General features: G+C 67.5%; 27 protein-coding genes and 2 pseudogenes. 20 read left to right on the plus strand and 9 right to left on the minus strand.

From position 1 onward, the window contains the following. The first annotated feature begins 28 nt into the window (after window positions 1-28). Window positions 29-373 carry a DUF1491 family protein gene (locus HNR60_RS12660; RefSeq protein ID WP_184257977.1) on the plus strand — a complete coding sequence of 115 codons (345 nt, stop codon included), beginning with the start codon at window positions 29-31 and terminating at the stop codon, window positions 371-373. Window positions 374-650: 277 nt separating this feature from the next. On the opposite strand, the gene HNR60_RS12665 is transcribed toward HNR60_RS12660, so the two are convergent. Both HNR60_RS12665 and HNR60_RS12670 read right to left on the minus strand, forming a co-directional pair. After that, a complete protein-coding gene (locus tag HNR60_RS12665) occupies window positions 651-1,595 on the minus strand; it encodes a DUF2336 domain-containing protein (RefSeq protein ID WP_184257979.1) in 945 nt (314 codons plus the stop codon). 174 nt (window positions 1,596-1,769) lie between these two features. Continuing rightward, window positions 1,770-2,033, minus strand: coding sequence for a PepSY domain-containing protein (locus HNR60_RS12670; RefSeq protein WP_184257981.1), 264 nt, complete (start codon window positions 2,031-2,033; stop codon window positions 1,770-1,772). A gap of 214 nt (window positions 2,034-2,247) precedes the next feature. Between HNR60_RS12670 and HNR60_RS12675 the strand changes: the two genes are divergently transcribed. Further along, window positions 2,248-2,451 (plus strand): hypothetical protein, encoded by a 204-nt coding sequence (locus tag HNR60_RS12675; RefSeq protein ID WP_184257983.1) that lies wholly within the window; start codon window positions 2,248-2,250, stop codon window positions 2,449-2,451. Window positions 2,452-2,465: 14 nt separating this feature from the next. Next, window positions 2,466-3,242 (plus strand): hypothetical protein, encoded by a 777-nt coding sequence (locus HNR60_RS12680; RefSeq protein WP_184257985.1) that lies wholly within the window; start codon window positions 2,466-2,468, stop codon window positions 3,240-3,242. A gap of 289 nt (window positions 3,243-3,531) precedes the next feature. Here the strand turns inward: HNR60_RS12680 and HNR60_RS12685 are convergent, their stop codons facing one another. From HNR60_RS12685 to HNR60_RS12695, 3 genes are read right to left on the minus strand one after another with little or no spacing between them, the layout of a single operon-like run. Then, window positions 3,532-4,110, minus strand: coding sequence for a DUF1254 domain-containing protein (locus tag HNR60_RS12685; protein ID WP_184257987.1), 579 nt, complete (start codon window positions 4,108-4,110; stop codon window positions 3,532-3,534). Beyond that, window positions 4,107-4,685 (minus strand): DUF1214 domain-containing protein, encoded by a 579-nt coding sequence (locus HNR60_RS12690; RefSeq protein WP_184257989.1) that lies wholly within the window; start codon window positions 4,683-4,685, stop codon window positions 4,107-4,109. The genes HNR60_RS12685 and HNR60_RS12690 overlap by 4 nt, the downstream gene beginning before the upstream one ends. A gap of 34 nt (window positions 4,686-4,719) precedes the next feature. After that, complete coding sequence (locus HNR60_RS12695; protein WP_184257991.1) at window positions 4,720-6,993, minus strand: PBP1A family penicillin-binding protein; 2,274 nt, start codon at window positions 6,991-6,993, stop codon at window positions 4,720-4,722. Between the two features lie 279 nt (window positions 6,994-7,272). On the opposite strand from HNR60_RS12695, the gene HNR60_RS12700 reads away from it, so the two are divergent. The 14 genes from HNR60_RS12700 to HNR60_RS12765 all read left to right on the plus strand — a co-directional run bounded on the left by HNR60_RS12700 (window position 7,273) and on the right by HNR60_RS12765 (window position 19,783). After that, on the plus strand, window positions 7,273-7,785 hold the full coding sequence (locus tag HNR60_RS12700; RefSeq protein ID WP_184257993.1) for a YcgN family cysteine cluster protein: 513 nt from the start codon (window positions 7,273-7,275) through the stop codon (window positions 7,783-7,785). Between the two features lie 623 nt (window positions 7,786-8,408). After that, window positions 8,409-9,980 carry an MDR family MFS transporter gene (locus HNR60_RS12705; protein WP_184257996.1) on the plus strand — a complete coding sequence of 524 codons (1,572 nt, stop codon included), beginning with the start codon at window positions 8,409-8,411 and terminating at the stop codon, window positions 9,978-9,980. A 388-nt stretch (window positions 9,981-10,368) separates the two neighbouring features. Further along, window positions 10,369-12,054, plus strand: coding sequence for a methyl-accepting chemotaxis protein (locus tag HNR60_RS12710; protein WP_184257998.1), 1,686 nt, complete (start codon window positions 10,369-10,371; stop codon window positions 12,052-12,054). Between the two features lie 232 nt (window positions 12,055-12,286). Next, on the plus strand, window positions 12,287-12,451 hold the full coding sequence (locus HNR60_RS24150) for a Flp family type IVb pilin (RefSeq protein WP_184258000.1): 165 nt from the start codon (window positions 12,287-12,289) through the stop codon (window positions 12,449-12,451). 177 nt (window positions 12,452-12,628) lie between these two features. Next, complete coding sequence (locus tag HNR60_RS12720) at window positions 12,629-12,775, plus strand: hypothetical protein (protein WP_184258002.1); 147 nt, start codon at window positions 12,629-12,631, stop codon at window positions 12,773-12,775. A 279-nt stretch (window positions 12,776-13,054) separates the two neighbouring features. Beyond that, complete coding sequence (locus tag HNR60_RS12725; RefSeq protein WP_184258004.1) at window positions 13,055-13,207, plus strand: hypothetical protein; 153 nt, start codon at window positions 13,055-13,057, stop codon at window positions 13,205-13,207. A 77-nt stretch (window positions 13,208-13,284) separates the two neighbouring features. Continuing rightward, on the plus strand, window positions 13,285-13,977 hold the full coding sequence (locus HNR60_RS12730) for a hypothetical protein (RefSeq protein ID WP_184258006.1): 693 nt from the start codon (window positions 13,285-13,287) through the stop codon (window positions 13,975-13,977). Continuing rightward, window positions 13,970-15,241, plus strand: coding sequence for a DNA-packaging protein (locus HNR60_RS12735; protein WP_184258042.1), 1,272 nt, complete (start codon window positions 13,970-13,972; stop codon window positions 15,239-15,241). Before HNR60_RS12730 ends, HNR60_RS12735 begins: the two co-directional genes overlap by 8 nt. 56 nt (window positions 15,242-15,297) lie before the next feature. Further along, complete coding sequence (locus HNR60_RS12740) at window positions 15,298-16,473, plus strand: phage portal protein (RefSeq protein ID WP_184258044.1); 1,176 nt, start codon at window positions 15,298-15,300, stop codon at window positions 16,471-16,473. Window positions 16,474-16,503: 30 nt separating this feature from the next. Further along, a complete protein-coding gene (locus HNR60_RS12745) occupies window positions 16,504-16,722 on the plus strand; it encodes a hypothetical protein (RefSeq protein ID WP_184258007.1) in 219 nt (72 codons plus the stop codon). 35 nt (window positions 16,723-16,757) lie between these two features. Further along, a complete protein-coding gene (locus HNR60_RS12750; RefSeq protein ID WP_184258009.1) occupies window positions 16,758-16,931 on the plus strand; it encodes a hypothetical protein in 174 nt (57 codons plus the stop codon). A 271-nt stretch (window positions 16,932-17,202) separates the two neighbouring features. After that, window positions 17,203-17,844: an HK97 family phage prohead protease gene (locus HNR60_RS12755; protein ID WP_184258011.1), complete on the plus strand. Its 642-nt coding sequence runs from the start codon at window positions 17,203-17,205 to the stop codon at window positions 17,842-17,844. Window positions 17,845-17,999: 155 nt separating this feature from the next. Next, on the plus strand, window positions 18,000-19,253 hold the full coding sequence (locus HNR60_RS12760; RefSeq protein WP_184258013.1) for a phage major capsid protein: 1,254 nt from the start codon (window positions 18,000-18,002) through the stop codon (window positions 19,251-19,253). A gap of 221 nt (window positions 19,254-19,474) precedes the next feature. Beyond that, the gene (locus HNR60_RS12765) at window positions 19,475-19,783 is read left to right on the plus strand and encodes a DUF3551 domain-containing protein (protein ID WP_184258015.1); all 309 of its coding nucleotides are present in this window, start codon (window positions 19,475-19,477) and stop codon (window positions 19,781-19,783) included. A 165-nt stretch (window positions 19,784-19,948) separates the two neighbouring features. Here the strand turns inward: HNR60_RS12765 and HNR60_RS12770 are convergent, their stop codons facing one another. The 3 genes from HNR60_RS12770 to HNR60_RS12780 all read right to left on the minus strand — a co-directional run bounded on the left by HNR60_RS12770 (window position 19,949) and on the right by HNR60_RS12780 (window position 22,155). Continuing rightward, window positions 19,949-20,305, minus strand: a complete 357-nt coding sequence (locus HNR60_RS12770; protein WP_184258017.1) for a hypothetical protein — start codon at window positions 20,303-20,305, stop codon at window positions 19,949-19,951. A gap of 306 nt (window positions 20,306-20,611) precedes the next feature. Next, complete coding sequence (locus tag HNR60_RS12775) at window positions 20,612-21,217, minus strand: hypothetical protein (protein WP_184258019.1); 606 nt, start codon at window positions 21,215-21,217, stop codon at window positions 20,612-20,614. 179 nt (window positions 21,218-21,396) lie between these two features. Continuing rightward, the gene (locus tag HNR60_RS12780; protein WP_184258021.1) at window positions 21,397-22,155 is read right to left on the minus strand and encodes a S1 family peptidase; all 759 of its coding nucleotides are present in this window, start codon (window positions 22,153-22,155) and stop codon (window positions 21,397-21,399) included. 51 nt (window positions 22,156-22,206) lie between these two features. Here HNR60_RS12780 and HNR60_RS12785 point away from each other — a divergent pair, with 51 nt between their 5' ends. From HNR60_RS12785 to HNR60_RS12795, 3 genes and pseudogenes are all read left to right on the plus strand, one after another. Further along, window positions 22,207-22,776, plus strand: a complete 570-nt coding sequence (locus HNR60_RS12785) for a head-tail connector protein (protein WP_184258023.1) — start codon at window positions 22,207-22,209, stop codon at window positions 22,774-22,776. After that, window positions 22,773-23,105 (plus strand): head-tail adaptor protein, encoded by a 333-nt coding sequence (locus tag HNR60_RS12790; RefSeq protein WP_184258025.1) that lies wholly within the window; start codon window positions 22,773-22,775, stop codon window positions 23,103-23,105. Before HNR60_RS12785 ends, HNR60_RS12790 begins: the two co-directional genes overlap by 4 nt. A gap of 118 nt (window positions 23,106-23,223) precedes the next feature. Beyond that, window positions 23,224-23,526 (plus strand): annotated as a pseudogene (locus HNR60_RS12795) (DUF3168 domain-containing protein); the annotation flags it as partial. 6 nt (window positions 23,527-23,532) lie between these two features. Here HNR60_RS12795 and HNR60_RS12800 read toward each other — a convergent pair. Then, a pseudogene (locus tag HNR60_RS12800) lies at window positions 23,533-23,721 on the minus strand (ISAs1 family transposase); the annotation flags it as partial.

A 23,721-nucleotide genomic window follows, 5' to 3' on the forward strand; every position in this document is an offset into this window, starting at 1 on the left:
ACCGGGCGCGGCGCGGTAACCTCATTCCATGAGATTGAAGAGCAGCATTTGGGTGGCGGCGTATCTGCGTCGCTGCCAGACCGAGGGCGTGTTCGGCGCGGTGCGTCGCCGTGGCGCGGAGGAGGCGGGGGCGGTGTTCGTCAAGCTGGCGCTGCTCGACGGCAACGCCATGCTGTACACGCCGGCGCCGCAGACCGCTTACGACGACAGCCGGCCGATCGAGCGGGTGTTTGCCGCGGCGACGCCGGCGCCGGTGGCCGAGCAAATTGTCGAAGAGCGGCTGACCCGCGAGATCCGCTTCGACCCCGACGTCTGGATCGTCGAGATCGAGGACAAGAAGGGGCGGCACTTCCTCGATCTGGCGAAGCGCTAGCGATCTGCCAAAGGCAGAGTTAGCACGACTTGCCAACCGGCGGCGGCCGATATTCAAACCGGGCTGCTGCGCGTTCCATATCCCGCCGTCATTCCGGGGCGCGAGAGCGATAGCTCGAGCGAACCCGGAATCTTGCAACGGACGCGGCGGCCTCTCAACGGGTAGCAAGATTCCGGGTTCGCGCGCAGCTTCGCTGCGCACGCCCCGGAATGACGGCTTCGTCGTCGGTTGGACCATAGGGTCAACGCAGAAGTCCGAACCACCACAAGCCGCATAATTACTTCGACGAACTCCGTGCCGCCGCGACGCCGGGCTGTAGCGCGGGCCGCGATTGCGGCTGGGTCGCGCGGGCGCGCTGGCGCTCGTCCTCGTAAAGCGTGGGGCGATATTTCGCGCGGGTCACCGCGACCGCGGTGCCGCGCCACGCCGCCAGCATGATCAGTGCGGCGCGTTCGCTGAGATGATCGTACAGCCGCGACAGCCGGTACACCCGGTTGACCGAGGCGCCGAGCGTCGGATCGAGAAACATCAGCACGCGCTCGAACACTTCGCCCGGCATGCCGAGCGCCTTGGCGGCGCACGCCATCGGCTCGCCGCCGGGATCGCCGACCACTTGGGCAGCGACGCGGAACGGCAGGATCAGCGCGTCGCCGAGTTCGCGGGTGAAGCTTTCGGTGTCGGCGGCGTAGGCCGCCTTCTCCAGCGCGGCGATGGCGCGCGCGGCGCGCACGCTGTAGATCCGTGCCGCCGGCTTCAACGGCGTGTCGGCGAGATTGTGCAGGATCTGCGCGCGCTCGCTGGCGTTGGCGGCGAAGAACATGTCGTTGATCTGCGCGGCGTCGCCGGGCTGCATGGTCAGTTGCGAAGTCACCGGCGCGGCGTCCGGCACCAGCGACGGCGCGGCAGCCGGCGCGATGGCCCGGGCCAGCGGCAACTGCTCCTGGTCGACTGGTAACAGCCCGAGCCGCTGCGCGATCGGCTTTGGGGTGTACGGATAGATCGACAGCCGGGCGCGCACCGCGGCGCGCGTGGTGTCGTCGACCTGGTCGATCAGCCGCGAGGTCAGCTCGACGAACTGGCGTTGTTCGTCCTCGCTGTGCACGCTGGTCTGCACGTAAAGATCGGTCAGCACCCGCAGCAACGTCGGACGAATGTCGACGCCTTCGCGGCGCGACAACGTCATCAGCCCGTCGAAACCGGGAAACATCGGAGGTGCGGTCATGGCAACGCTACGCGTGATGGGAAGAATTTGATTCAACCTATCGCGGTTGCTTTAACAGCGCGTTAAGGGCAACGCTTCGTTAACTCCTGCGAGGCCCGCGAGGCCGCCCACGCCGCATCGCCGACCGCGCCACGCGGCGCGTCCGGCGATCACTCGGCCGAGCTAACTATCTCGTCAGTCGTCGGGTTTTTCCTTGGTGATCGCGCCGGTCTTCGGATCGGCGTGGAAGTCCATCTTCTGGCCGTTCTTGACACCTTCGCCTTCCCAGTGGCCGTCGTCGGCCTTCAACTGGGTGATCTGCGAATAGCCGGCCTGCATCAGTTTCTGCCTGACCTGTTCGGCCGGCATCCAGTCGGCGCCGGGCTGATCGGCCCGCGCCGCGGTGGCCGCTCCGGCTGCAATCAGTCCTGCGACCATTGTCGCGACGATCCTGTTCATGGGGGCTCCCTGTCGGTGTCTGTGGCTCATTGGCCTTCAGCAAGAACCGACGGCGTCCGCCGACGTTCCGGGAACTCCTCGCGGCGGGGCGCGGCGAATCCCCGCAACCACCAGTTCCCAGGGGGCCCCCGCTGTTAACAGGCCATTAACCATGCCTGTTCTTAATGACCGTGCGCCGACCAAATCAGCAGGGAAGGGCGCGGAAAGAACTGACATGGGCACGATCATTGCATTTCCAGCGGAAGCGACCTCGGGTCGGCTGGGCTCAACCATGGCCGTGGCTCCGCGCGATCGAGAAGCGACGGTGCTGATACTTCCGGTGGTCCGGATCGAGCGTCACGTCGAGACCACCGACGGCGGCGGACCGGAAGAGGGAGCGGCGCCGGGACGGCGCCGGCGGCGCCGCGCGCGCTCGTGATTCGAGCGCATGCGATGTCGGGCCGACGATCCTCTCACTGCGTGACTTCAAGCCGCGTCGCACTGCGCCTGCTGGTCGGGGCCGTGCTGACGGCGACCCTGGTCGGCTGCAGCGGCGGCGATTTCGGCCGCACCCGCGACGACATGCGGAGCGACGACATGCACCGCTGGCTCGGCGCCGAGGCCACCGGCAGCGTCGGGATGCGCGCCTCCGAATTCCAGCTCACCGACAACGAACGCGCGCTGCGCGACTTCGCCTATCCGCTGATCGAGCCGCCGCATTCGCGCCCGGCCTGGAAAAGCGTGTTCGGCGACTACACCGCGATTGCTTCGCCCTGGCGGCAGACCCCGGTGTTCGACCGCACCGCCTATGGCCGGATGCTGATCGACGAGCCGCATCGCTCGCACACCTCGCGCTACGCGCAGCTGATGGACGACGTGCGTAACGATCTGCTGCGGCTCGATCCGTTCCAGTCGAGCGGCGCCAAGGTCGTCGAGCTCGACAGGAAACGCAACGCCAGCCTGCGATTCATCCCCGACCTGTCGCCGCGCGAGCGCGCCGACGCGGTCGCGCGGATGGAGGAAAATGCGCTGATCGTGCAGTGGGTGCAGCAAAGCCTGCACCGCCGGGTGGCGTCGTATCGCTGGGCGCTGGAGCGTCTCGTGCTGCAGGCGCCGGACGGTCTCGCCGCCGACGCCGATCGGCTGATCAACGAACTCGAGGCCAACGCCAACGCGCCGTCGGCCTGGGGGCCGCAGCAGCGCGGCGTCGCGCTCAGCGTGCGCGGCTAGAGCGTTTCGGTTGAGATTGAAGCATCCAAACCAAACGCGGCCGTCATTCCGGATTGCGAGTTCGAAGAACGAGCAAGTCCGGAATCCATATCCCCAGCAGGGGTTATGGATTCCGGGCTCGCTCGCAGCCATAGCGCGTCGAAGACGCGCGTGAACGCGCTTCTGGCTCGCGCCCCGGAATGACAGTCTGGGAATAGTGAAGCGCATCAATCCAACTCGAAAAGACTCTAAGCGCTATAGCGAACACGTTTGTGTCGGAGAACCGGGGCCCGCTGCCCCGGATCATGGGCTATTTCTTCGGCCGTTCCGCGGTCGCGACCGGCTCGGTCTGCACCTTGCAGCTTGCCGCGGCGAGCGAGGCCTGCGCCTGCGGCATCAAGCCGGGCTCCGGCGCCAGTGCCTTCAGCACGATCAGCCCGGTAGCGCTCGGCGAATCGATGATCAGCCGGTCGGCCGAGGTGACGTCTTCTTCTTCCGGCAATTCCGCATGCTGCGCTTCGGTCATCAGGTCGAGCTCGATGACGCGGCGACCGGCGGAACGGTCGTTGATCGCGTAGTAGGCGACCTCGCCGCGGGTGTAGAACGACACCGAGGTGTAGGCCTGGCTGACCGGCACCGCGAGCTTGATCGGGCCGCCCGACAGGTCGTAGCGGCAGATCGCGGTGGCGAACGCCGGGTCGAGATACGGCATCGGCGCGTTGTTCGGCTCCGGCTGTGGCAGCGGCGTCACCGCGTTGAGCTTGGTCATCGGCGTCAGCCGCGAATAGGCGTCCTGGGTGGCGATCCTCGGCAACCCCAACACGCTGACCAGATGCACGATCGCGCCGAGCACCACGCCGCCGACCAGGGTGAACAGAATCCTGATCATGGGCAGCCCACCGTCTTGAGGGTAGGCATCGGCGCGTCGCGCTGGGTCCGCGTCGCGACGCCGACCGGAGTGTCGTACAGCCGCAGCATCAGGCTGTAGCGCTCGATCGCGCCGGTCGGCAGCCAATTGCCGGCGCGGGCGCGGGCGGCGATCCGCAATTCGAAGGCGCCGTCGGAGCTACGAACGATCTCCTGGCTGGTGAAGCCGTAGCGCTGCAGCGAATTCGCCACCAATTGCCCTTTGGGGTCGTACAGCGTCAGCGTCCAGAACCGCGCCGCCGGCGTCACGCCGCTGACCACCACGTCGCAGCGGCCGTCCAGCGGCCGTTTGTCGTCGTCGGCGGTGGCGGTGAAAGCGATGCCGTCGCCGGTGCCGATCGGCAATTCGCCGCTGCGCGCGATCGAGGCGCGGGCATAGGGGTCGACGTCGGCGGTGCCGGTGCGCGGCCGCGCGGTCCAGGCGCCGATCGTCAGCGTGTTGAGATCGGTGCCGCGGGTCGCGGTCATCCACGTCGTGCCGACGCCGACGACGGCCGCGATGATCAGCGCAATCAGGATGGAAAATGTCAGCCGCACGTTCGGACCGTTTCTTGCCGCTTCACCGCAACACTCAATTCTTGCGCGGCGGAGAACCCGCGGGATCGCTGCGCGTCGCCGACGCGAAGCTGTCCGGGAACGCGACCGAGGTGGAGGACACCGGCTTGCCCGGTTCGCCCGGCGGGGTCTTGCTCAGCGTCTTGCTGATGTCGTCGAACATCTTTTCGACCCGCACCAAAATGTCGGCGCCGCGACGTGTCAGGATCGGCGGCGGGCCTTGCCGCGTATCGGGGGCCTTCGAGGCGACGTTGGCCGCGGCGTTGGCCGCCGTCGGCGGCAGCTTGGTGCCGGCGCCGATGCCGGGAATTTCGCGGATCTCGACGCCCTGATGCGCCGCCAGCATGATGTCGTGCCAGGTCTGCGCCGGCAGCGAGCCGCCGGTCAGCCGGTTGGTCGGCGAGTAGTCGTCGTTGCCGTACCACACCGCGCAGCTGAAGTTGCCGGTGTAGCCGACGAACCAGGCGTCGCGATAGGCGTTGGTGGTGCCGGTCTTGCCGGCGGTCGGAATGCCGTCGAGCGCGGCGCGCCGCGCGGTGCCCTCGGAGACGACGTGGCTCATCATGCCGGCCATATCGGCGGCGACCGAGGCGGGGATCGCCTGCAGCGGCTTCTTGCCGTCGCGGTCGAACCGCCACACCAGATCGCCGGCGCCGGTGCGGACTTCCAGCACCGCATGCGGCGTCACCGAGCGGCCCTTGTTGGGGAAGGTGGCGTAGGCCACGGCGTGCTCCAGCACGGTGACTTCGTCGGCGCCGATCGGCAGCGACGGCGTATCCGGCAGCGGCGCCTTGATGCCGAAGCGCCGCGCGACTTCGACGATCTTGGCGCGGCCGGCCTTGGCCGGGTTCGGCGACTTGCCGCCGAGCGCGATCGACAGTTTCACCGGCACCACGTTGATCGAATGGGTGATCGCCTGGGTCAGCGTCACCGCGCCGGAATAAGAGTGGCCGTAATTCTGCGGGCACCAGTTGCCGATGCAGACCGGGCCGTCGACCACGATCGAGGTCGGCTTGAAGCCGTTCAGCAAGGCCGTGGTGTAGACATAAGGCTTGAACGACGATCCCGGCTGCCGATAGGCGTCGACCGCGCGGTTGAACTGGCTGGCGCCGTAGTCGCGGCCGCCGACCATGGCACGGACGCCGCCGTCGAGATCGGACACCACGGTCGCTGCCTGCGTCGCGTGATAATCGCGGCCGAACTGCCGCAGCTGATCTTCGATCGCGGCTTCGGCGGCGCGCTGCACGTTCATGTCGATCGCGGTGCGCACCACGAATACGCGCTCGACGTAGGACTTCGGGAAGGTGTCGACCAGCTTGCGCATCTCGTCGAACGCCCAGTCGAGATACCAGTTCGGCGAATTCTCGTCGCGGCGGTCGACCGCGGTGGCGGGGTTGCGCCGGGCGCCGAACACCTGGCCTTCGGTCATGAAGCCGGCCTCGACCATATTGTCGAGCACGACGTTGGCGCGGGCGCGCGCCGCGGGCAGGTTGATGTGCGGGGCGTATTTGGTCGGCGCCTTGAACAGCCCGGCGAGCATCGCGGACTCGGCCAGATTGACGTCGCGTGCCGACTTGTTGAAGTAGAAATGCGCCGCGCCATCGACGCCGAAAGTGCCGCCGCCCATATAGGCGCGGTCGAGATAGAGCTTGAGGATCTCGTTCTTGGTCAGCCTCGTCTCCAGCCAGATCGCCAGGAACGCCTCGTTAACCTTGCGCTCGATGGTGCGCTCGTTCGACAGGAACAGGTTCTTGGCGAGCTGCTGGGTGATCGAGGAGCCGCCCTGGCGCACGCCGCCGGCCTGCGCGTTGGTAACCAGCGCGCGCGCGGTGCCGGCGATGTCGATGCCGAAATGATCGTAGAAGCGGCGGTCCTCGGTGGCCAGCGTCGCCTTGATCAGGTTGTCGGGGAAATCCTCCAGCGGGATCGAGTCGTTGTGCTTGATGCCGCGGTTGCCGATCGGATTGCCGTAGCGATCGAGGAAGCTCACTGCGAGGTCGGATTTCTTCAGCCAGTCGTCGTCGGCGGTCTCGCGGAACGCCGGCACCGCGAGCGCCAGCATCAGGATCAGTCCGCACAGCCCGATGGTGGCCATTTCCGACAACGGCTCGATGAACACCCAACGCTTCCAACGTCCGACGTGGAAGCGGTCCATGAAGGTGGAGAACCGCTCATAGAGTTCGCGCAGGCCGACGGCTGAGGAAAACAGCGTGGAATCGATGCGCGCATCGACGTCCAGCAGGACGTGCCGGATTTTGGTCTTCCAGTCGGGTGGCACGATCTGACGCACCGGGAACCTAACAGTTGCAGCGTTTTAGGGCGCAAAACGGCGCCGGCAAGAGGTCTTGCTGGAATGTTGCGGCAAACCCAAGGCCGATGTGGCGGCCCGGGAGATTGAATCACTTTTTAGCCGAGCGGCGGCGATAAACCAATGGCGCAACTTGGATTTTCGCAAAGTTCGGGGAAATTCGCCGGGCCGGGGGCGGCGGCGTTGCGGCAATCGCTTGCATGAGCGCGCCGATCCCCCCTAGAACGGCCCATCACACCCTTTCCGGACTCCCATTCAGGCATGACAGCACCCGCCAAGAAACCCTCCGCGCAGGAGGGATTGTTTTGGAAGACCAAGACATTGGAACAGATGTCGGGGCCCGAATGGGAGAGCCTGTGCGACGGCTGCGCGCGCTGCTGCCTGGAAAAGCTCGAAGACGAGGATAGCGGCAGGATCTATTTCACCCACGTCTCGTGCCGGCTGCTCGATTCAGGACTTTGCGCCTGCAAGGATTACACGAACCGCTCCGACCAGGTTCCCGATTGCGTACGGTTGACGCCGGAGAATGTTCGCACGCTGAACTGGCTGCCGCCGAGTTGCGCCTACAAGCTGGTGGCTGAGGGCCGCGATCTGTACTGGTGGCATCCGCTGATTTCCGGCGATCCCGCCACGGTGCACGAGGCCGGGGTGTCGGTGCGCGGCCGGGTGCAGGGCACCGAACTCGACGTCAACGACGAACACCTCGAACAGCACATCGTGCAATGGCCGGGGCTGTTGCCGAAGCGCGCGCGGCTGAAGAAGCGGCCGGCCTGAGCCGGGCCGTTCGATTATCGTCCGGTTAGTTCCTGAAGATTCAAGGCATGGTTGCGCGACATGATTCGGCGCCTCGCCCGCCGCGAGGTCCGCTAAACCCGGGCACCGAGCAAATCAGCACGCCGCGCGCGCCGCTGGGCGAACAGCGATGAGCAATTGCGGACTATCGGTTAGCCGGCCGGTAACTACGCAGATAGCAGCGGTACCAGCTCCGTCAAAGACCATGGAACCGGCGGCGCCTCCGTACCAATACCAATAGGGATTATCGCGGTAGTAAATCCGCGGTGAGTATGAGACAACCAACTTGTCCGCGGCGCTCGCGTCGCGGTTCCCCTCTTTGGGGCGTTTCCTCCCTAGACTTGGCCCGAGCTGCATATGCGCTCGGGCCTTTTTCTTTTGGCGCATCTTCTTTCATCGCATCGCGCCCTTGATTTTTGCGCATCGCGCCGCCGGTTGCCGAGGCTGCGATTTGCTACCCGATGCAGGCGATCCGATCGACCGCGCCAAGGATCCGCTTCACGCGCCGACCGCCGGATGGCACCCATGCGCGGTGCAGGCTGTCCTGCCAGCGATCGGCAAGCTAGCCTTGGCCTCCTCACCTCCAATTCGTGCGATTTCTCCCCATGACCGAGTTCGAAAGCCAGCGCCGCGAAGCGGCCGAGGATGTGCCGTCGCCGGTGGCGAGCGCCGCGTCGCCGACCGGCGAGGTGATCGAGCTCGACGACGCGCCGCCGCTGACGCCGGCCGCGCCGCTCACCCCCGCCGAAGTTCGCGCCATCCTGCTCAGCCTGTTGCTGGCGATGTTCCTGGCGGCCCTCGATCAGACCATCGTCGCCACCGCGCTGCCGACCATCGGCCGGCAGTTTCACGACGTCGGCAATCTGTCCTGGGTGATCACCGCCTATCTGCTGGCCTCCACCGCGGTGGCGCCGGTGTTCGGCACGCTGAGCGACATCTTCGGCCGCCGCGCCACCATCATCACCGCGATGGGACTGTTCATTGCCGGATCGGTGCTGTGCGCGCTGGCGCCGAATATCAGCGTGCTGATCGTGGCGCGCGGCCTGCAGGGACTGGGCGGCGGCGGCATCCTGCCGATCGTGCAGACGGTGATCTCCGACGTCGTCAGCCCGCGCGAACGCGGCCAGTACCAGGCGTATTTCTCCGGCGTCTGGGTCGCCGCTTCGATCGGCGGCCCGGTGATCGGCGGCGTGTTCGCCGAGCATCTGCACTGGTCGCTGATCTTCTGGATCAACCTGCCGCTCGGGGTCGGCGCGCTGGCGCTGCTGCTGCCGAAAATGGGCAAGATCCCGGTGTTTCATCGCCGACGCAAGGTCGACTGGCTGGGCGGGCTGCTGCTGATGGCTGCGGCGGTGGCGATGATGCTGGTGCTGACCTGGGGCGGCACGCGGTTTGCGTGGTCGTCGCCGACGATCCTTTCGATGCTGGGCGCCGCGGCGCTGCTGGCGCTGAGCTTCGTCTGGCACGCGCTGCGCAACCCGGAGCCGTTCCTGCCGCTGCCGCTGATGGGCGGCACCGTGGTGCCCTATGCGATGGCGGCCGGCGGTTGCGCGATCGGCGTGCTGATCGGCCTGACCGTGAGCATGCCGCTGTATTACGAGGTGGTGTACGGGCTGAGCGCCAGCGCCTCGGGGCTGGCGTTGATTCCGATCGTCGGCGTGTCGGTGCTGGGGGCCGCGTTCGCGGGGCGAGCGACCACGCGGTGGACGCACTACAAGCGGGTGGCGGTCGTCGGCAATTCGTTCGCGGCGATGATGTGCCTCGGACTGGCGGTCGCGACGCCGCTGCCGTTGCCGTTGCTGCTCGCCGTGCTGGCGCTGTTGTCGGTCGGCATCGGCACGGTGTTTCCGATCAGCCTGGTGTCGATCCAGAACGCGGTGCCGCGCAGCCAGGTCGGCACCGCGACCGGCGCGATGAATTTCTTTCGCCAGCTGATGGCGTCGTTCGCGGTGGCGGCGTTCACCGCGATCCTGCTGGCGACGCTCGGCGGCGGCGTGCCGATCGGCCGCGAGCACGGCGACGCCATCGCGGCGATTCCGCCGGACGCGATGATCGCGGCGTTTCGTCACGTGTTTGTCGCATCGGCGGCGCTGATGTCGGTCTCCGCGCTTTGCATGGTGCTGATGGAAGAGCGGCCGCTGGCCGGGCCCGACGTCGCCGCGGATCTCGCCGAATAGTCCCGCAACCGCGCATTGTCCCGATGATCCGTTGCGATTAGGTCGATAGGTCTGCCGCGCGCGAATCACCGACGCAGATTTTGCGGCGTGCTCGATGCCGTCGTCGCGTCGGGGCGCGATCATGATAGTCGGGGCACTGATTGAGTGTTCGACGCCGAAATTCATCATCATTCTTGCCGAACTAACAACAGCATCGCGCAATTGCCGTTACGACTCCCATAATTTTACGAAGTTCCAACGATTGATCCCGCCTAATCGGTGGCGACGAGAGCGTCAGCTTCGTCAGGCGTCTTGAAGAGACTGCGCACCGATCCAACGGTGTGACCCAGCAACACTTCGAAATGGGCATCGTTCGCTGTTAAGCGCGGGCCTTGGGAATGGAATCGCTATGAAACTCTCGAATGTGAAGATCCTCTACAAGATCCTGGCTTGCTTGCTGCTGCTCAGCGTCGTGGTGGGAGCCGGCCTCTGGTACTCGACGTCGAAGATGTCCGAGATCGATCAGGTGCATTCCAATATGCTGGAAAAAGACGTGCAGGGCATGAAGGCGAACTTCCGCGCCAACGCCCGCGCCTACAATTTTGGTCGGCTGTCCTGGCGGATCATCGCCGAGACCGACCCTGCCGAGATGCAGAAGACCAGCCAGGACATCGTCGCCAACCAAAAGGAGTTCGTCGATTTCATCGCGGCCGCCAAGACCTCGCTGCCGGCCTACGCGGCAGATTTCGACCAGGTGTCGCGGATGTTTGACGACATCATGACAAAGAAATATCCGCCCGCCGAGAAGGCGGCGCTCGCCAACAACAAAGAGGAAGCGATCAGGCTGACCAGGGCGGCGGCTGCGGATAACCAGGCGCTGCGCGACCGCATGACGCAGATCACCGTCGCGCTCGACAAGGATTTGAGTGCCCGATCCAACGCGGCGTCCGCCGAAGTCGTCAGCACTATCCGGGCCACATTGCTGACCGTCGGTGGCGCGTTCCTGGCGGTGCTGGCGCTGGCATTCGGCATCGTGCAGTTCGGCATCGCCCGGCCGCTCGGGCAGCTGGTCGGCGATCTGAATCGGCTGGCCCGCGGCGAAGTGATCGATATCTCCGGCACCGAACGCGGCGACGAGGTCGGCGAGACCGCCAACGCGGTGAACGGCATCAAGCTGATGCTCGACGAAAAGGCCAAGCGCGAAGCCGCCGAGAAGGCCGAAGCCGATTGCAAGCTCGAGGCCGAGCGCAAGGCGGCGATGCACCAGCTCGCGGACGCGTTCGAATCCGCGGTGGGAGAGATCGTTCACACCGTCTCTTCAGCTTCGACCGAGTTGGAAGCTTCGGCCAGCACGTTGACCGCCACCTCGGCGCGATCGCAGGAGCGCACTACGGCGGTCGCCGCGGCCTCCGAGGAAGCCTCCACCAACGTGCAATCGGTGGCGTCGGCGACCGAGGAGATGGCCTCGTCGGTGCACGAGATCAGCCGCCAGGTGCAGGAGTCGGCGCGAATTGCCGCCGATGCGGTCGAGCAGGCGCGCAAGACCAACGCCAGCGTCAGCGACCTGACCAACGCCGCGGCGCGGATCGGCGACGTCGTCGAACTGATCAACACCATCGCGGGGCAGACCAACCTGTTGGCGCTAAATGCGACGATCGAGGCGGCGCGCGCGGGCGAAGCCGGACGCGGCTTTGCGGTGGTCGCCTCCGAGGTCAAGGCGCTGGCCGAGCAGACCGCGAAGGCCACCGGCGAGATCAGCCAGCAGATCGCCGGCATCCAGGCCGCCACCACCGACTCGGTTTCGGCGATCCGGGAGATCGGCGGGACCATCGCCAAGATGTCGGAGATTTCCTCCACCATCGCCTCCGCGGTCGAAGAGCAGGGCGCCGCGACGCAGGAGATTTCCCGCAACGTGCAGCAGGCCGCGCAGGGCACCCAGCAAGTGTCGTCGAACATCGTCGACGTGCAGCACGGCGTCAGCGAGACCGGCTCGGCGTCGAGCCAGGTGCTGTCCGCGGCGCAATCGCTGTCGCGCGACAGCAACCGGCTGAAGCTCGAAGTCGGCCGCTTCCTCGCCACCGTGCGGGCGGCCTGATCACGCGGCGCGCCGCGTTCGGCCGCGGCGCGCCGGCCATCGCACAGCAACGCCCCCGCCGCTCGCCGCGGCGGGGGCGGCGGCGTTAACAATCCGTTGACGCTGGAGTCGATCCGCCGCCCGCGGGCGCCTGAACGCCGAATTGCACCGTCGCGGGCAAGGCTGCGGAAACCATTGCCGGCTAGGCTTTGCGCCGGCGGGACGACCCGCGAACCATCGACAGGAGAGTGGCGTGCGTCGTTTGCTTTCGAAATTCGTGGCGGATCAGTCCGGCGCCACCTCGATCGAATATGCGCTGATCGCGACCGGCATCAGCATCGTCATTCTCAGCGCGGTGCAGCTGATCGGCACCAATCTCAACGCCAAATATGTCTCGGTCGAATCGGCGCTTAAGTAATCGCATCCGCGGGTTCGCCCGTGCGGCTGCGGCAGCGCACCGCGGCAGGGTCGGCGCGGCGCGCGCCGCGCCGTTAATCATCACTAACAGCGGAATACGAATCCGCGCCAATTCGCAGCAAGGATTTTAGCGCGCGCGCCGTATCACCTGGGCAACGCGGCAACAGGCGGGGGCGCAATGCGACGGAATTCTCTTCACGGCGAAAATGTCCTGGACCGGCCGGCGACCGGCTTTCGATTGCGGCTGGCCTCGCTGACCGCGCTGGTCGCGGTCGGCATGGTGCTGGCGCCGGCGATCGGTTTCGTGATGCTGCTGGTGGATTGACCCGCGGCCGGCGGCTGAGCACGCGCCACCGTCGCGAGAGGCGACGCTGGCGCGGCGCGGGCGCGGTTGACCGCCGATCTGGCGATTTAGGAAAATATACCTTGACAGCGTGACGCTGCCGGGCTAGGGTTTGCGCATGCTCCACAATTGGGTTCGGCGGCGGGCGCGGTGGTTTGGACCGCGCGATCGCCGCTAAGCGTTTGTCGGAACATCAGTCTTGATGCCGCGTTGGTGGCCAGAGCTCCGCACGACGGGGTCACTCCAACGATGAGGGCATGAATGGCAACCGAACACAAAGGCCGGATCGTTGAAACCCCGACCGAGGCTCGTCAGGCCGAACCAGGCCCGTCGGTGTTGGCGCTGATGGCGATCTCGACCGGCTTGGCGATCCTGATTCTCGGCGTGGTTTGGTTCGTGTTCTTCCGCACCTGACGGACCGGCTTGGCCGGACACCGGCGGGCCGGAGCGGCGCGGGTCCGGCGCGCGGGATCGTAGCGCAGGCTCACCACATGGCATCGATCAAAAAAACCGCGCCGGCGAAGCCGTCGGCGCGGCGCAAAACCGCGTCCGCGCCGCGCCGTCCCGCCGCCAAATCGGCTGCCAAGCCGGCTGCGAAGCCGGCCAGCAAGTCTGCCGCCAAGCCGGCGAGCAAGCTTGCTTCGGCCAAGCAGCGCGCCAGCACCGCGGCGCGACGCGCCACCCTGAAAGCCACCTGCAAGCGCGCCGACGCCTCGCTGGTGGTCGATGAGGCCGACGAGGTCGGCGCTGCACTGGCCGAGCGCGCGCTCGCCCGCGCCGAGGCGACGGCCACAGCGCCGGCGCCAAAAAAAACCCGCGGCCCGAGCGGCGTCACCCGCACCGCGGTCGACCGCGTCGACGATCCGGAGCCTGCGTCCGGCCTGAAGCTGCTCGACCGGGTGTCGCGCTCGATCGAGCGCGAGATCACCCAGATCGAGGCGATCGTCGGCGGCAGCCATCTCAAACCGGAACAACGCAGCGAAGCGGAGCGCCGCGCCCGCACGCTGGCCAGCCTGACCAAGACCTTGAGCGAGCTGCGCCGGTTGCGCGCCGCCGAGCAATCACGAGCCGCCGATGACGACTCCGTTCCCCGCGACCTCGACGAGTTCCGGCGCGCGCTTTCGCGACGATTGGAGCAACTGGTCGCCGTCGCAGCGGAGTGTCCTGCTGCAGAGCATGACTGAAGCCGAGATCGGCTTCCTCAACGCGCAATGGGATATCTTCGCGCATGATCACCAGCGCCCGCCGGCTCTCGCGCCGAACGGCGCGCCGTGGCTGAGCTGGCTGTTGATCGGCGGCCGCGGCGCCGGCAAGACCCGCGCCGGCGCCGAATGGATCCGCGCGCAGGCTTTGGGCCTGGCGCCGTTCGCCGAGCAGCCGGTGTCGCGGATCGCGCTGGTCGGCGAGACCGAGCACGACGTTCGCGAGGTGATGATCGAGGGCGTCTCCGGCCTCTTGGCGGTGCATCCGCGCGGCGAGCGGCCGAGCTGGATGCCGTCACGAAAGCGGCTGGAATGGAGCAACGGCGCGGTGGCGCAGGCGTTTTCCGCCGACGATCCGGAGAGCCTGCGCGGCCCGCAGTTTTGTTGCGCCTGGTCCGACGAGATGGCGAAATGGCGCTACGCGGAGGCCGCGTTCGACATGCTGCAATTTGGACTGAGGCTCGGGCCGCAGCCGCGGCAGCTGATCACCACGACGCCGCGGCCGACCGCGCTGCTGAAACGATTGATGAGCGATCCGGCCTGCGTCACCACGCGGGCGCCGACCCGCGCCAATGCGTTCAATCTGGCGCCGACCTTTCTGCAAGGCGTGATGGCGCGCTACCAGGGCACGCGGCTCGGGCGCCAGGAGTTAGAGGGCGAGATCATCGAGGACCGCCCCGACGCGCTGTGGTCGCGCGCGCTGCTGGAGAGTTGCCGGGTCGAGCAAGCGCCGGCGCTGACCCGGATCGTGGTCGCGGTCGATCCGCCGGCGTCGTCCGGCAAGCGCGCCGACGCCTGCGGCATCGTCGCGGCGGGGATCTGCGCAGCCGGCATCGTCTATGTGCTGGCCGACGACACGCTGGCGGCGGCGACGCCGAGTGCCTGGGCCAGCAAGGCGATCGCGGCGTGGCGCCGGCTCGAGGCCGACGCGCTGGTCGCCGAGGTCAATCAGGGCGGCGAGATGGTGCGCGCGGTGATCGGCGAGGTCGATGCCTCCGTGCCGGTGACGTCGGTGCGGGCGTCGCGCGGCAAATGGCTGCGCGCCGAGCCGGTGGCGGCGCTGTACGAGCAGGGCCGGGTGAAACACGCCGGCTGCTTTGCGGCGCTGGAAGACGAGATGTGTGACTTCGCCGCCTCCGGGCTGTCGTCCGGCCGCTCGCCGGACCGGCTCGACGCGCTGGTCTGGGCGGTCGCCTCGCTGACCCACGCCGCCCCGCGCGCCGGGCCGCGGGTGCGGGGGCTGTGATTGCGTAGTGAGTAAAGCCCCGCCGCGCGCGCCGACGCCAAATGAAAGACGCAGTCATGCTCAATCGCCTGAAACATCTGCTCCGTGCACCCGAAGCCAAAGCCTCGCGCACCGCGCAGCTGATCGCGTTGCAATGCGAGGGGCGGGCGCGGTGGACGCCGCGGGATTATGCGGGGCTGTCGCGTGAAGGCTATCTCGGCAACGCCATCGTGCACCGCTGCGTGCGGCTGATCGCCGAGAACGCCGCGTCGTGTAGTTACCTGATCTTCGAGGGCGCGCAGGAGAAGGACGGCCATCCGCTGGCGCAGCTGTTGGCGCGGCCGAACCCGCGGCAGGACGGCGCCGCGCTGCTGGAGACGCTGGTCGCGCATCTCTTGCTTTCCGGCAACGGCTATCTCGAAGCGGTGGCGCTCGACGACTCGGTGCGCGAACTCTACGCGCTGCGGCCCGACCGCATGAAGGTGGTCCCCGGTCCGGACGGCTGGGCCGAGGCTTATGAGTACGCGGTCGGCGGTCGCAGCCTGCGGTTCGATCAACTCGCAAGCCCGGTGCCGCCGATCCTGCATCTGACGTTGTTCCATCCGCTCGACGATCACTATGGCCTCGCGCCGATCGAAGCCGCGGCGATCGCGGTCGACACCCACAACGCCGCGGCGCGCTGGAACAAGGCGCTGCTCGACAACGCAGCCAGGCCCTCCGGCGCGCTGGTCTATGCCGCCGCGGAAGGCGCGGTGCTCTCCGACGCGCAATTCGACCGGCTGAAGCGCGAACTGGAAGGCACCTATCAGGGCGCGGTCAATGCCGGCCGGCCGCTGCTGCTGGAAGGCGGGCTCGACTGGAAGGCGATGTCGCTGTCGCCGAAAGACATGGACTTTCTCGAGGCCAAGCACGCCGCAGCGCGCGAGATCGCGCTGGCGTTCGGCGTGCCGCCGATGCTGCTCGGCATTCCGGGCGACAACACGTTTGCCAACTACCAGGAAGCCAACCGCAATTTCTGGCGGCAGACCGTGTTGCCGCTGGCGGCGCGGATCGGCAATTCGCTGGCGCAGTGGCTGGCGCCGCAGTTCGGCGATCAGCTGCGCGTCGTCATCGACACCGACCGCATCGAGGCGCTGGCCTCCGACCGCGCCGCCTTGTGGGAGCGGGTCAGCGCCGCGGAGTTTCTCACGCTGAACGAAAAGCGCGAAGCGGTCGGCTACGCGCCGGTGGCCGGCGGCGATCGGTTGGGATAGCGGCATCGGTGCCGTCGAACGGAGTGCGCCATGTCCGAACTGATCGATACTTTCATCGCGCGCGGCGACCTCGCGCATCTGGCGCTGTTATTGTGGGCCGGCGCCGCGAGCTTTGCGCTGTGGTTCGTGTTGCGCGAATTGGCCGCGGCGTCGCGCCGGTTCGACGATTTCGTTCGCGAGCTCGAAGTGTTCAACCGCCGCGCTGGCCGGAGTTCGCGCGGTGGCGGCGAGGCTGCCAACGACGGCTGACGCTCCGATATCAGATAGCAACAGGAGGCTTTGCGATGGACACGTTGCATACCGTGCTGCGCGCGCTGCGCAGCGAGACCAAATCCAATACCCAGCACCTCACTGCGTTCCGGGAATTCCTCGCGCATCTGAACCCGCCGCCGCGCGCGCCGATGGCTCACGTCAAGCCGGCGCCACGGCGGGTCCGGCGCCGCCCGCGCGCGAAATAATAGAGATAATCAAGCGTTGTCATTGCGAGCGGAGGTCGGCGCGGAGCGCCGACTGAAGGCGAAGCAATCCAGCGGCTGCACGTGAAGCCGCTGGATGGCTTCGTCGCAACAGCTCCTCGCAATGACGGACTTGAATACTTCAGCCCCTGACCCGCGTTCGCGGGCTGGATCGGAGATCTGCGTAGCAGCGTGATGACCGCTGCAGCGCCCGACGCGGCATCACCATGCCAACATTCCGACGATCCGTTCCCCTCACTCTGCGAGGCCGCCGATGCACGCCCCTTTGCTCACCTCGCGCCTGGCGCTGTCGGAGGACGGCAGCATCGAAGGCTATGCCAGCCTGTTCGGCGCGGTCGACCAGGCCCGCGACATGGTGATGCCCGGCGCCTTCGCGCAGACGCTGAAAAGCAGGGGGCTGCGCAAGATCCCGATGCTGTTTCAGCACGACCCGGCCGAGCCGGTCGGGGTGTGGCTTGAACTCATCGAGGATTTTCGCGGGCTGCGGGCGCGGGGCAAGCTGATCCCCGACGTGGCGCGCGGCCGCGAGTTGTTAGCACTGTTGCGTGCCGGCGCGATCGACGGGCTGTCGATCGGCTATCGCACGGTGCGTGGCGCGATCGATCCGAAGACCCGGGTGCGACGGCTGCACCAGGTCGACCTCTGGGAGATTTCCATCGTCACTTTTCCGCTGCTCGCCGGCGCGCGGGTCAATGCCGTGAAGGACGCGGCGCGTCCGTCGCCGGCGCGCGCTGCCGCGGAGCGGCAATGGCGACAGCTGCAGGCTGATCAGTTCAGCGGCGCCGCGGACGCACCGGCGCCGCTGTCCCGGCGCGGGCGCGTGGCGGCATTGTCGCTGCGCACCCGCGCCGATCGCAAAGAGGCGCTGCGCGGTTTGAGCCGGCGTCACGTGTAGCAGCTGCCGCTGGCAGACCCGGAGCCCGTCGGACTTCTGCTTCCGACCGCCGCGGCCACGGGAGCCTCGGTCGCATCCCCCGCATTGGTCTCGTCCACACGCCGCGGCGCCGCCGCGCTGCGTGGCTTTCGTGTGCCCATAACCAGGAGAACCCCATGGACTATGCCATCGCCGACACCGCGCCGGAGCACAAGGCCGGCATCGCCTCGCGCGAAGCCGAGCACGAGCTGCGCGCCACCTTCGAGGATTTCAAATCCGCCAATGACGAGCGGCTGGCGGAGCTGGAGCGCCGCCACGGCGACGTGCTGCTGGAAGAGAAGGTCGACCGCATCAACGCCGCGCTCGACGCCCAGCAGCGGCGGCTCGACGAGTTGGCGCTGCGCCAGGCGCGGCCGCAGCTCGACGGCCGCGTCCGGCCGAGCAACGACACCGCGCGCCGCGAGCACAAGAGCGCGTTCGAGGCCTACGTTCGCGCCGGCGACGCCGCGCCGTTGCGGGCGCTGGAAAGCAAGGCGATGTCGATCGGCTCCAATCCCGACGGCGGCTATCTGGTGCCGGTTGAGCTGGAACACAGCATCTCCGAGCGGCTCGCCGCGATCTCGCCGATCCGCAGCATCAGCGCGGTGCGCGAGATCTCCGGCAGCGTCTACAAGAAGCCGTTCATGACCGCGGGCCCGGCCACCGGCTGGGTCGGCGAGACCGACGCCCGCGCCCAGACCGCGTCGCCGACGCTCGACGCGCTGTCGTTTCCGGCGATGGAGCTCTACGCCATGCCGGCGGCGACCGCGACGCTGCTCGACGACAGCGCGGTCGATCTCGACCAGTGGATCGCCTCCGAGGTCGAGCTGGTGTTCGCCGTGCAGGAGGGGGCCGCCTTCGTCGCCGGCGACGGCGTCAACCAGCCGAAGGGATTTTTGAGCTACACGACGGTCGCCAACGGCTCGTGGAGCTGGGGCAATCTCGGCACCATCGCCTCGGGTGCCGCCGGCGGCTTCGCGGCGAGCAATCCCTCCGACGTGCTGGTCGATCTGATCTACGCGCTGAAGGCCGGCTATCGGCAGAACGGTGCCTTCGTGATGAACCGCAAGACGCAGGCGGCGATCCGCAAGTTCAAGGACTCCACCGGCGCCTATCTGTGGCAGCCGCCGGCGCAGGCCGGCGGTCGCGCCACGCTGATGACCTTCCCGCTGGTCGAGGCCGAGGACATGCCGGACATCGCGGCGAATTCGCTGGCGGTGGCGTTCGGCGATTTCCGCCGCGGCTATCTGATCGTCGACCGCGTCGGGGTGCGGGTGCTGCGCGATCCGTATTCCGCCAAGCCCTACGTGCTGTTCTATACGACGAAGCGGGTCGGCGGCGGCGTGCAGGACTTCGACGCCATTAAGCTGTTGAAGTTTGCGGCGAGCTGAGCGCGAAGCTCGAAGGCCGGGTGCGGCGCGCGTCGCGTCGGCACCCGGCGTTTCGCGATCCTCACCAGAACGGTGGCGGGGGACGTCGCTGGTCCGCAACCCGCTTGGCCATTGTGACGGATGGATCGCGGAATTGTGAATCCTGCACGACGTCCGTTGCCGGCGATGGAAAGACTCATGGGGGATGGAGCGTCCTCACCATCCAACCAAGGAGAGACATCATGCGTTCACTCATGATCGCGGCGCTGGCCGCCGCATCGGCCGTGGCTGTGACGGCGTCGTCACCCGCGCAGGCGTTGGAGTATCAGTATTGCCTGCAGGGCGAGAACATGGGCTATCCGGGCGACTGCCAATACTACAGTTTCGCGCAATGCAAGGCGGCGGCCTCCGGCACCAACGCGGATTGCGGCATCAATCCCATGGTGGCGTTCGGCGCGGAGCGCGGCTACGGCGCCTACGCCTATGCGCCGCTCGAGGACAGCCGCGGCGCCTACGGCTATGCGCCGGTGGAGCGGCGGCTTCGCTGGTAGCGAGCATTGCGGAGGGTGGGTTCGGCGCGCTTGCGCCGTAACCCACCGTAGGATCTAGGTTCGCGACTCGTTGTCGGTGGGTTACGCGCTTCGCGCTAAAACCCACCCTACAGGCAACGCAGCCCGACGAGCGCCCGACCCGACCCGAGCGCCCGTCGCCAAGCGTCATCGGCAATAGCCGACGAGGCCGCAGCTGTAGGGCAGCCGGCCGTAGATATCGATCAGCGAAGTGCCGTAGTAATTGTTGTATTGGAAGGAATCCAGCCGGCCGTAATAGCCGGGCAGCGACAGCGGGCCGACCTGCAGCGGCTGTGCGGCGATCACCACCGGCTCGGCGTAGCGGCGCGGCGCCACCGGCTCTGCAAACACCGCGCCGAGCCGGCTGTGGCCGGCGAGGTCTGCGGCGTGCGAAGGCTGCGCGAGCGGCACAGCCAGCGCCAGCAGCAGCAGCAGGCGCGACAGAACTTGGCGCGACAGAACTTGGTGCGGCAGCAGGTGGCGCGGAACAGCAAAGCGCGGCATCGAAGCCTCCGGTTGATCGGGGCATGGTGCCGCAACATGGTTAACAAAGCTTAACGATTGGTCGTCCTGAGAGCCTGGCCGCAAAGAGCGGCGGGCAGAGATGTTGCCATTGCGAGCCGAGGGTGGCGCGCAGCGCTGAACGCAGAGCGAGGCATTCCAGGGGCTTGTTGCGGAGTTGGATTGCTTCGTCGCAAAAGCTCCTCGCAATGAGCGTTGAATGCGTGAGTTGATCGATCACTTCGGAGCCGAGTGTTAGCCAAACGGCGCGGGCGACTCACCGCCCGCGCCGTCGGTCACTGGCCGCGGCTAGCGGGAATAGCGTTCGCGGGCGCGATCTTCCTGGCGGTCGCCTTGGTACAGGATCTCGGCGAAGCGGCGCTTCTGCTGCTGGTCGAGGCTGTCATAGAGCGGCCGCGCCGCTTCGGTCAGCTTCTTCCAGTCGTTGGCGCGTTCGATGCGGCGGTCGGCGTCGCGGTTGATGGCGTCGAGCACGTTGTTCTCATCGCCGGTGGTGCGAGCGGCGCTGCCGGTGGTGCGGTCGTCATTGGTGGCGCGGCGATCGTCATTGGTCGCGCGGCGATCGTCGTTCTGGTTGCGGCGGTCGTCGCTGGCTTCCCGGCGCTCGTCTCCGGCGGTCTTGCGGTCGGCGCGCATCGCCATCACGCGATCGATCCGCCGCTTGTTGAGATCCGCCAACGCGCTCTCGAAGGCCGGCCAGTTCTTCTCCTGGTCGGCGGTCAGATGCAGATCGACCTTGATGCGCGCGGTGTGCACGGCGGCCTCGTTGACCAGCTGATTGGTGGTCTGCTCGGGGCGGTCGTCGCGGTCGCGATAGCGATCGCGGGCCTCTGCCGACAGTGTGGATCCGGTTATCACGGCGGCGCTCGCCAACAAGATCAAGGCTTTTCGCACGGCGTTCTCCTTTCGAGGAAATGGATGGTGAAGAGGTGCGGCGCGAGCGCACGGCTCGCATCGGCCTGACGTTCACGGCAGAGGAAGTCGCGGTTGCGGCAAAGGTTCCGCGACAGCGGGAATTTGCCGCTGCGCAAAGCCCGGCGCGATGCAGCCGCGTGTCAGCTGCATTGCGCCGACTACAACGCCGCGCCCCAGCTCTTCGCGGTCCGCAGCATCCAGTCGCGATACAAGGTCAGCGGCGTGACGCCGGTGAGGCCGCCGCAGCCGGCCGCGTTGTTGGCGCCGGTCGACCACGACACTAAGCCTACGATCACCGCGCGGCCGGCCTGTTGCTGAAACACCGGCGCGCCGGAATCCCCGGTGCAGGCGCCGAGGCCTTGCTGTGCGTTATTGCTCTGCGGATCGACCAGGCGGATCTGCAGCCGGCCGGGCCGCGAGGTCGATATCAGCTCGGCGGCGCGCACCACGCCGCCGCTCTTGCCGTCGCCGCGTCTGGCGACGCCGATGCCGGCGACGGTGAAGCTCTGCCCGGCGGCGATCGGCTCCAGCACTGCTGCGGTCGGCGCCGGAGTTTTCGAAGGCAGCGGTTCGGCGAGCTGCAGCAGCGCCACGTCGGCGCTGGCGCGGTGTGCGGCGATGCCTTGAGCGTGAAAGCCGGGATGCGTGGCGACGCGCCGCACGTCGTGCAGCGTCGGCTGCCGCGCCGCGTCGTACAGCACGATCTTGTAGTCGGCGCCGGGCGCGATGCAGTGCGCGGCGCTCAGCACCAAATCGGGGGCGATCAGCGCCCCGGAACAGAAATTGCCGCGCGAGCCGATGACGGTGACGACGCTGCGGCCGACGCCGTCGTCGGTGGGTGCGGCGCCGCCGACCATCGCGGCGGCGGGCGAGGTCAGGGCGAGCGCGAACAGCATCGGGCGAAACAGGCGGGTCATCGGTGACGATCAAGCCGTCCCGCCGCGCCCTGTCAACATCGAGGATGCAACATGGCGGCGATTTTACTGGTCGGGCCTGCGAGCGAGCCGTGGACGCTCGCCGAGGCCAAGAGCTTTTTGCGGGTCGAGCACGACGCCGACGACGCGGTGATCACCGCATTGATCGCCGCGGCGCGCGGCCAGATCGAGGCGCTGACCCGCCGCGCGCTGCTGCTGCAGAGCTGGCGGCTGGTGCTGGATCATTGGCCGGCGGAGGGCCGCGTCGATGTGCGGATCGCGCCGCTGCGCGCGGTGACAGCAGCGCGGGTGTTCGACGGCGCCGGCGTGTCGCATCCGGTCGACCCGGCGGGCTTCGTGGTCGATGCCGCCGCCAATGTGATCGCCGCACCCTGCTGGTCGTTGCCGCCGCCGGGCCGCGCCCACGCCGGCATCGAGCTCGATCTGCAGCTCGGCTTCGGAGCGCAGGCCGCCGACGTGCCGGACGTTTTGCGTCACGCCATCCGCACGCTGGTCGTGCATTGGTACGAGAACCGCGGGCTGGTGGCGATCGGCCAGAGCGTGGCGATGCTGCCGTCGAGCGTGGTGGCGATGATCGCGTCTTATCGGGTGCTGTCGCTATGATCGATCCGGGACGCTTGAAGACGCGGCTGACCATCCTGGCGCCGGTGGAGACGCCGGACGGGCAGGGCGGCGTTGCGCGGGATTACGCGCTGCAGGCGGTCGTGTGGGCGGCGGTGGCGCCGTTGCCGTCGCGCGGGCCCGCCGCGGCGCGGCTCGACGCCGACGCGTTCGGCGCCGTGGTCCGGCTCCGCATCACGCTGCGGAGCAATGTCGAACTCAGCCTGCAGCATCGGCTGCGCGACGGCGGCAACGCGTATCGCATCGTCGCGATCCGCAGCATCGACGACGGCCGCTTCAACGAGATCGATGCGGAGTTGCGGGTGGAGTGAAGCGTGTTCCGGACGCGGTGCTGCACCGTGAGCCGGGACCGTCGCAAAGGCTGCCATCGTAACGGCATGCCGCAATTCCTGGGCGTGAATGCGCCCATCAAGCCGAGGATCATCACCGATGACGACAGCCGCCGTGGCGCTGCGCGCCGCGATCCATCATGCGTTGTCCGCCGACAGCGGCCTCAGCGCCGCGCTCGGCGGCGCGCATGTCTACGACGAGCCGCCGCGCAACGCCGCGTTTCCCTATGTGACGCTCGGCGAGGCGCGGGTCAGCAACGCCGCGGTCGATGGCGGCCCGACGCTGGAACATCAGCTGACGCTGCACGCCTGGTCGCGGCAGGGCGGCCACAAGGAAGCGCACGTCATCACCGGCGCGCTGCTCGCCGCGCTCGACGACGCGCCGCTGCCGCTCGGCGGCCATCCAGGGCTATCGCATGTGTTGGATGAGTTCGAAGAGGAACGTATCGTTCCATCCTGCACGTTTCAGTTTTCCGCGCAGCGATGTGGTGTTGTCTGGATGTGCCCTTGCGACGTTGAGGGCCAGGCGTCTGAGCACGGCGAGGTTGGCGGGGGCGTTGTCCTTGCGATTGCGCGCCAAGTCCTCGTCGAGCACGAC

Origin of the sequence: Rhodopseudomonas rhenobacensis, assembly GCF_014203125.1 — a bacterium.
GTDB classification, from domain to species: Bacteria; Pseudomonadota; Alphaproteobacteria; order Rhizobiales; family Xanthobacteraceae; genus Rhodopseudomonas_A; species Rhodopseudomonas_A rhenobacensis.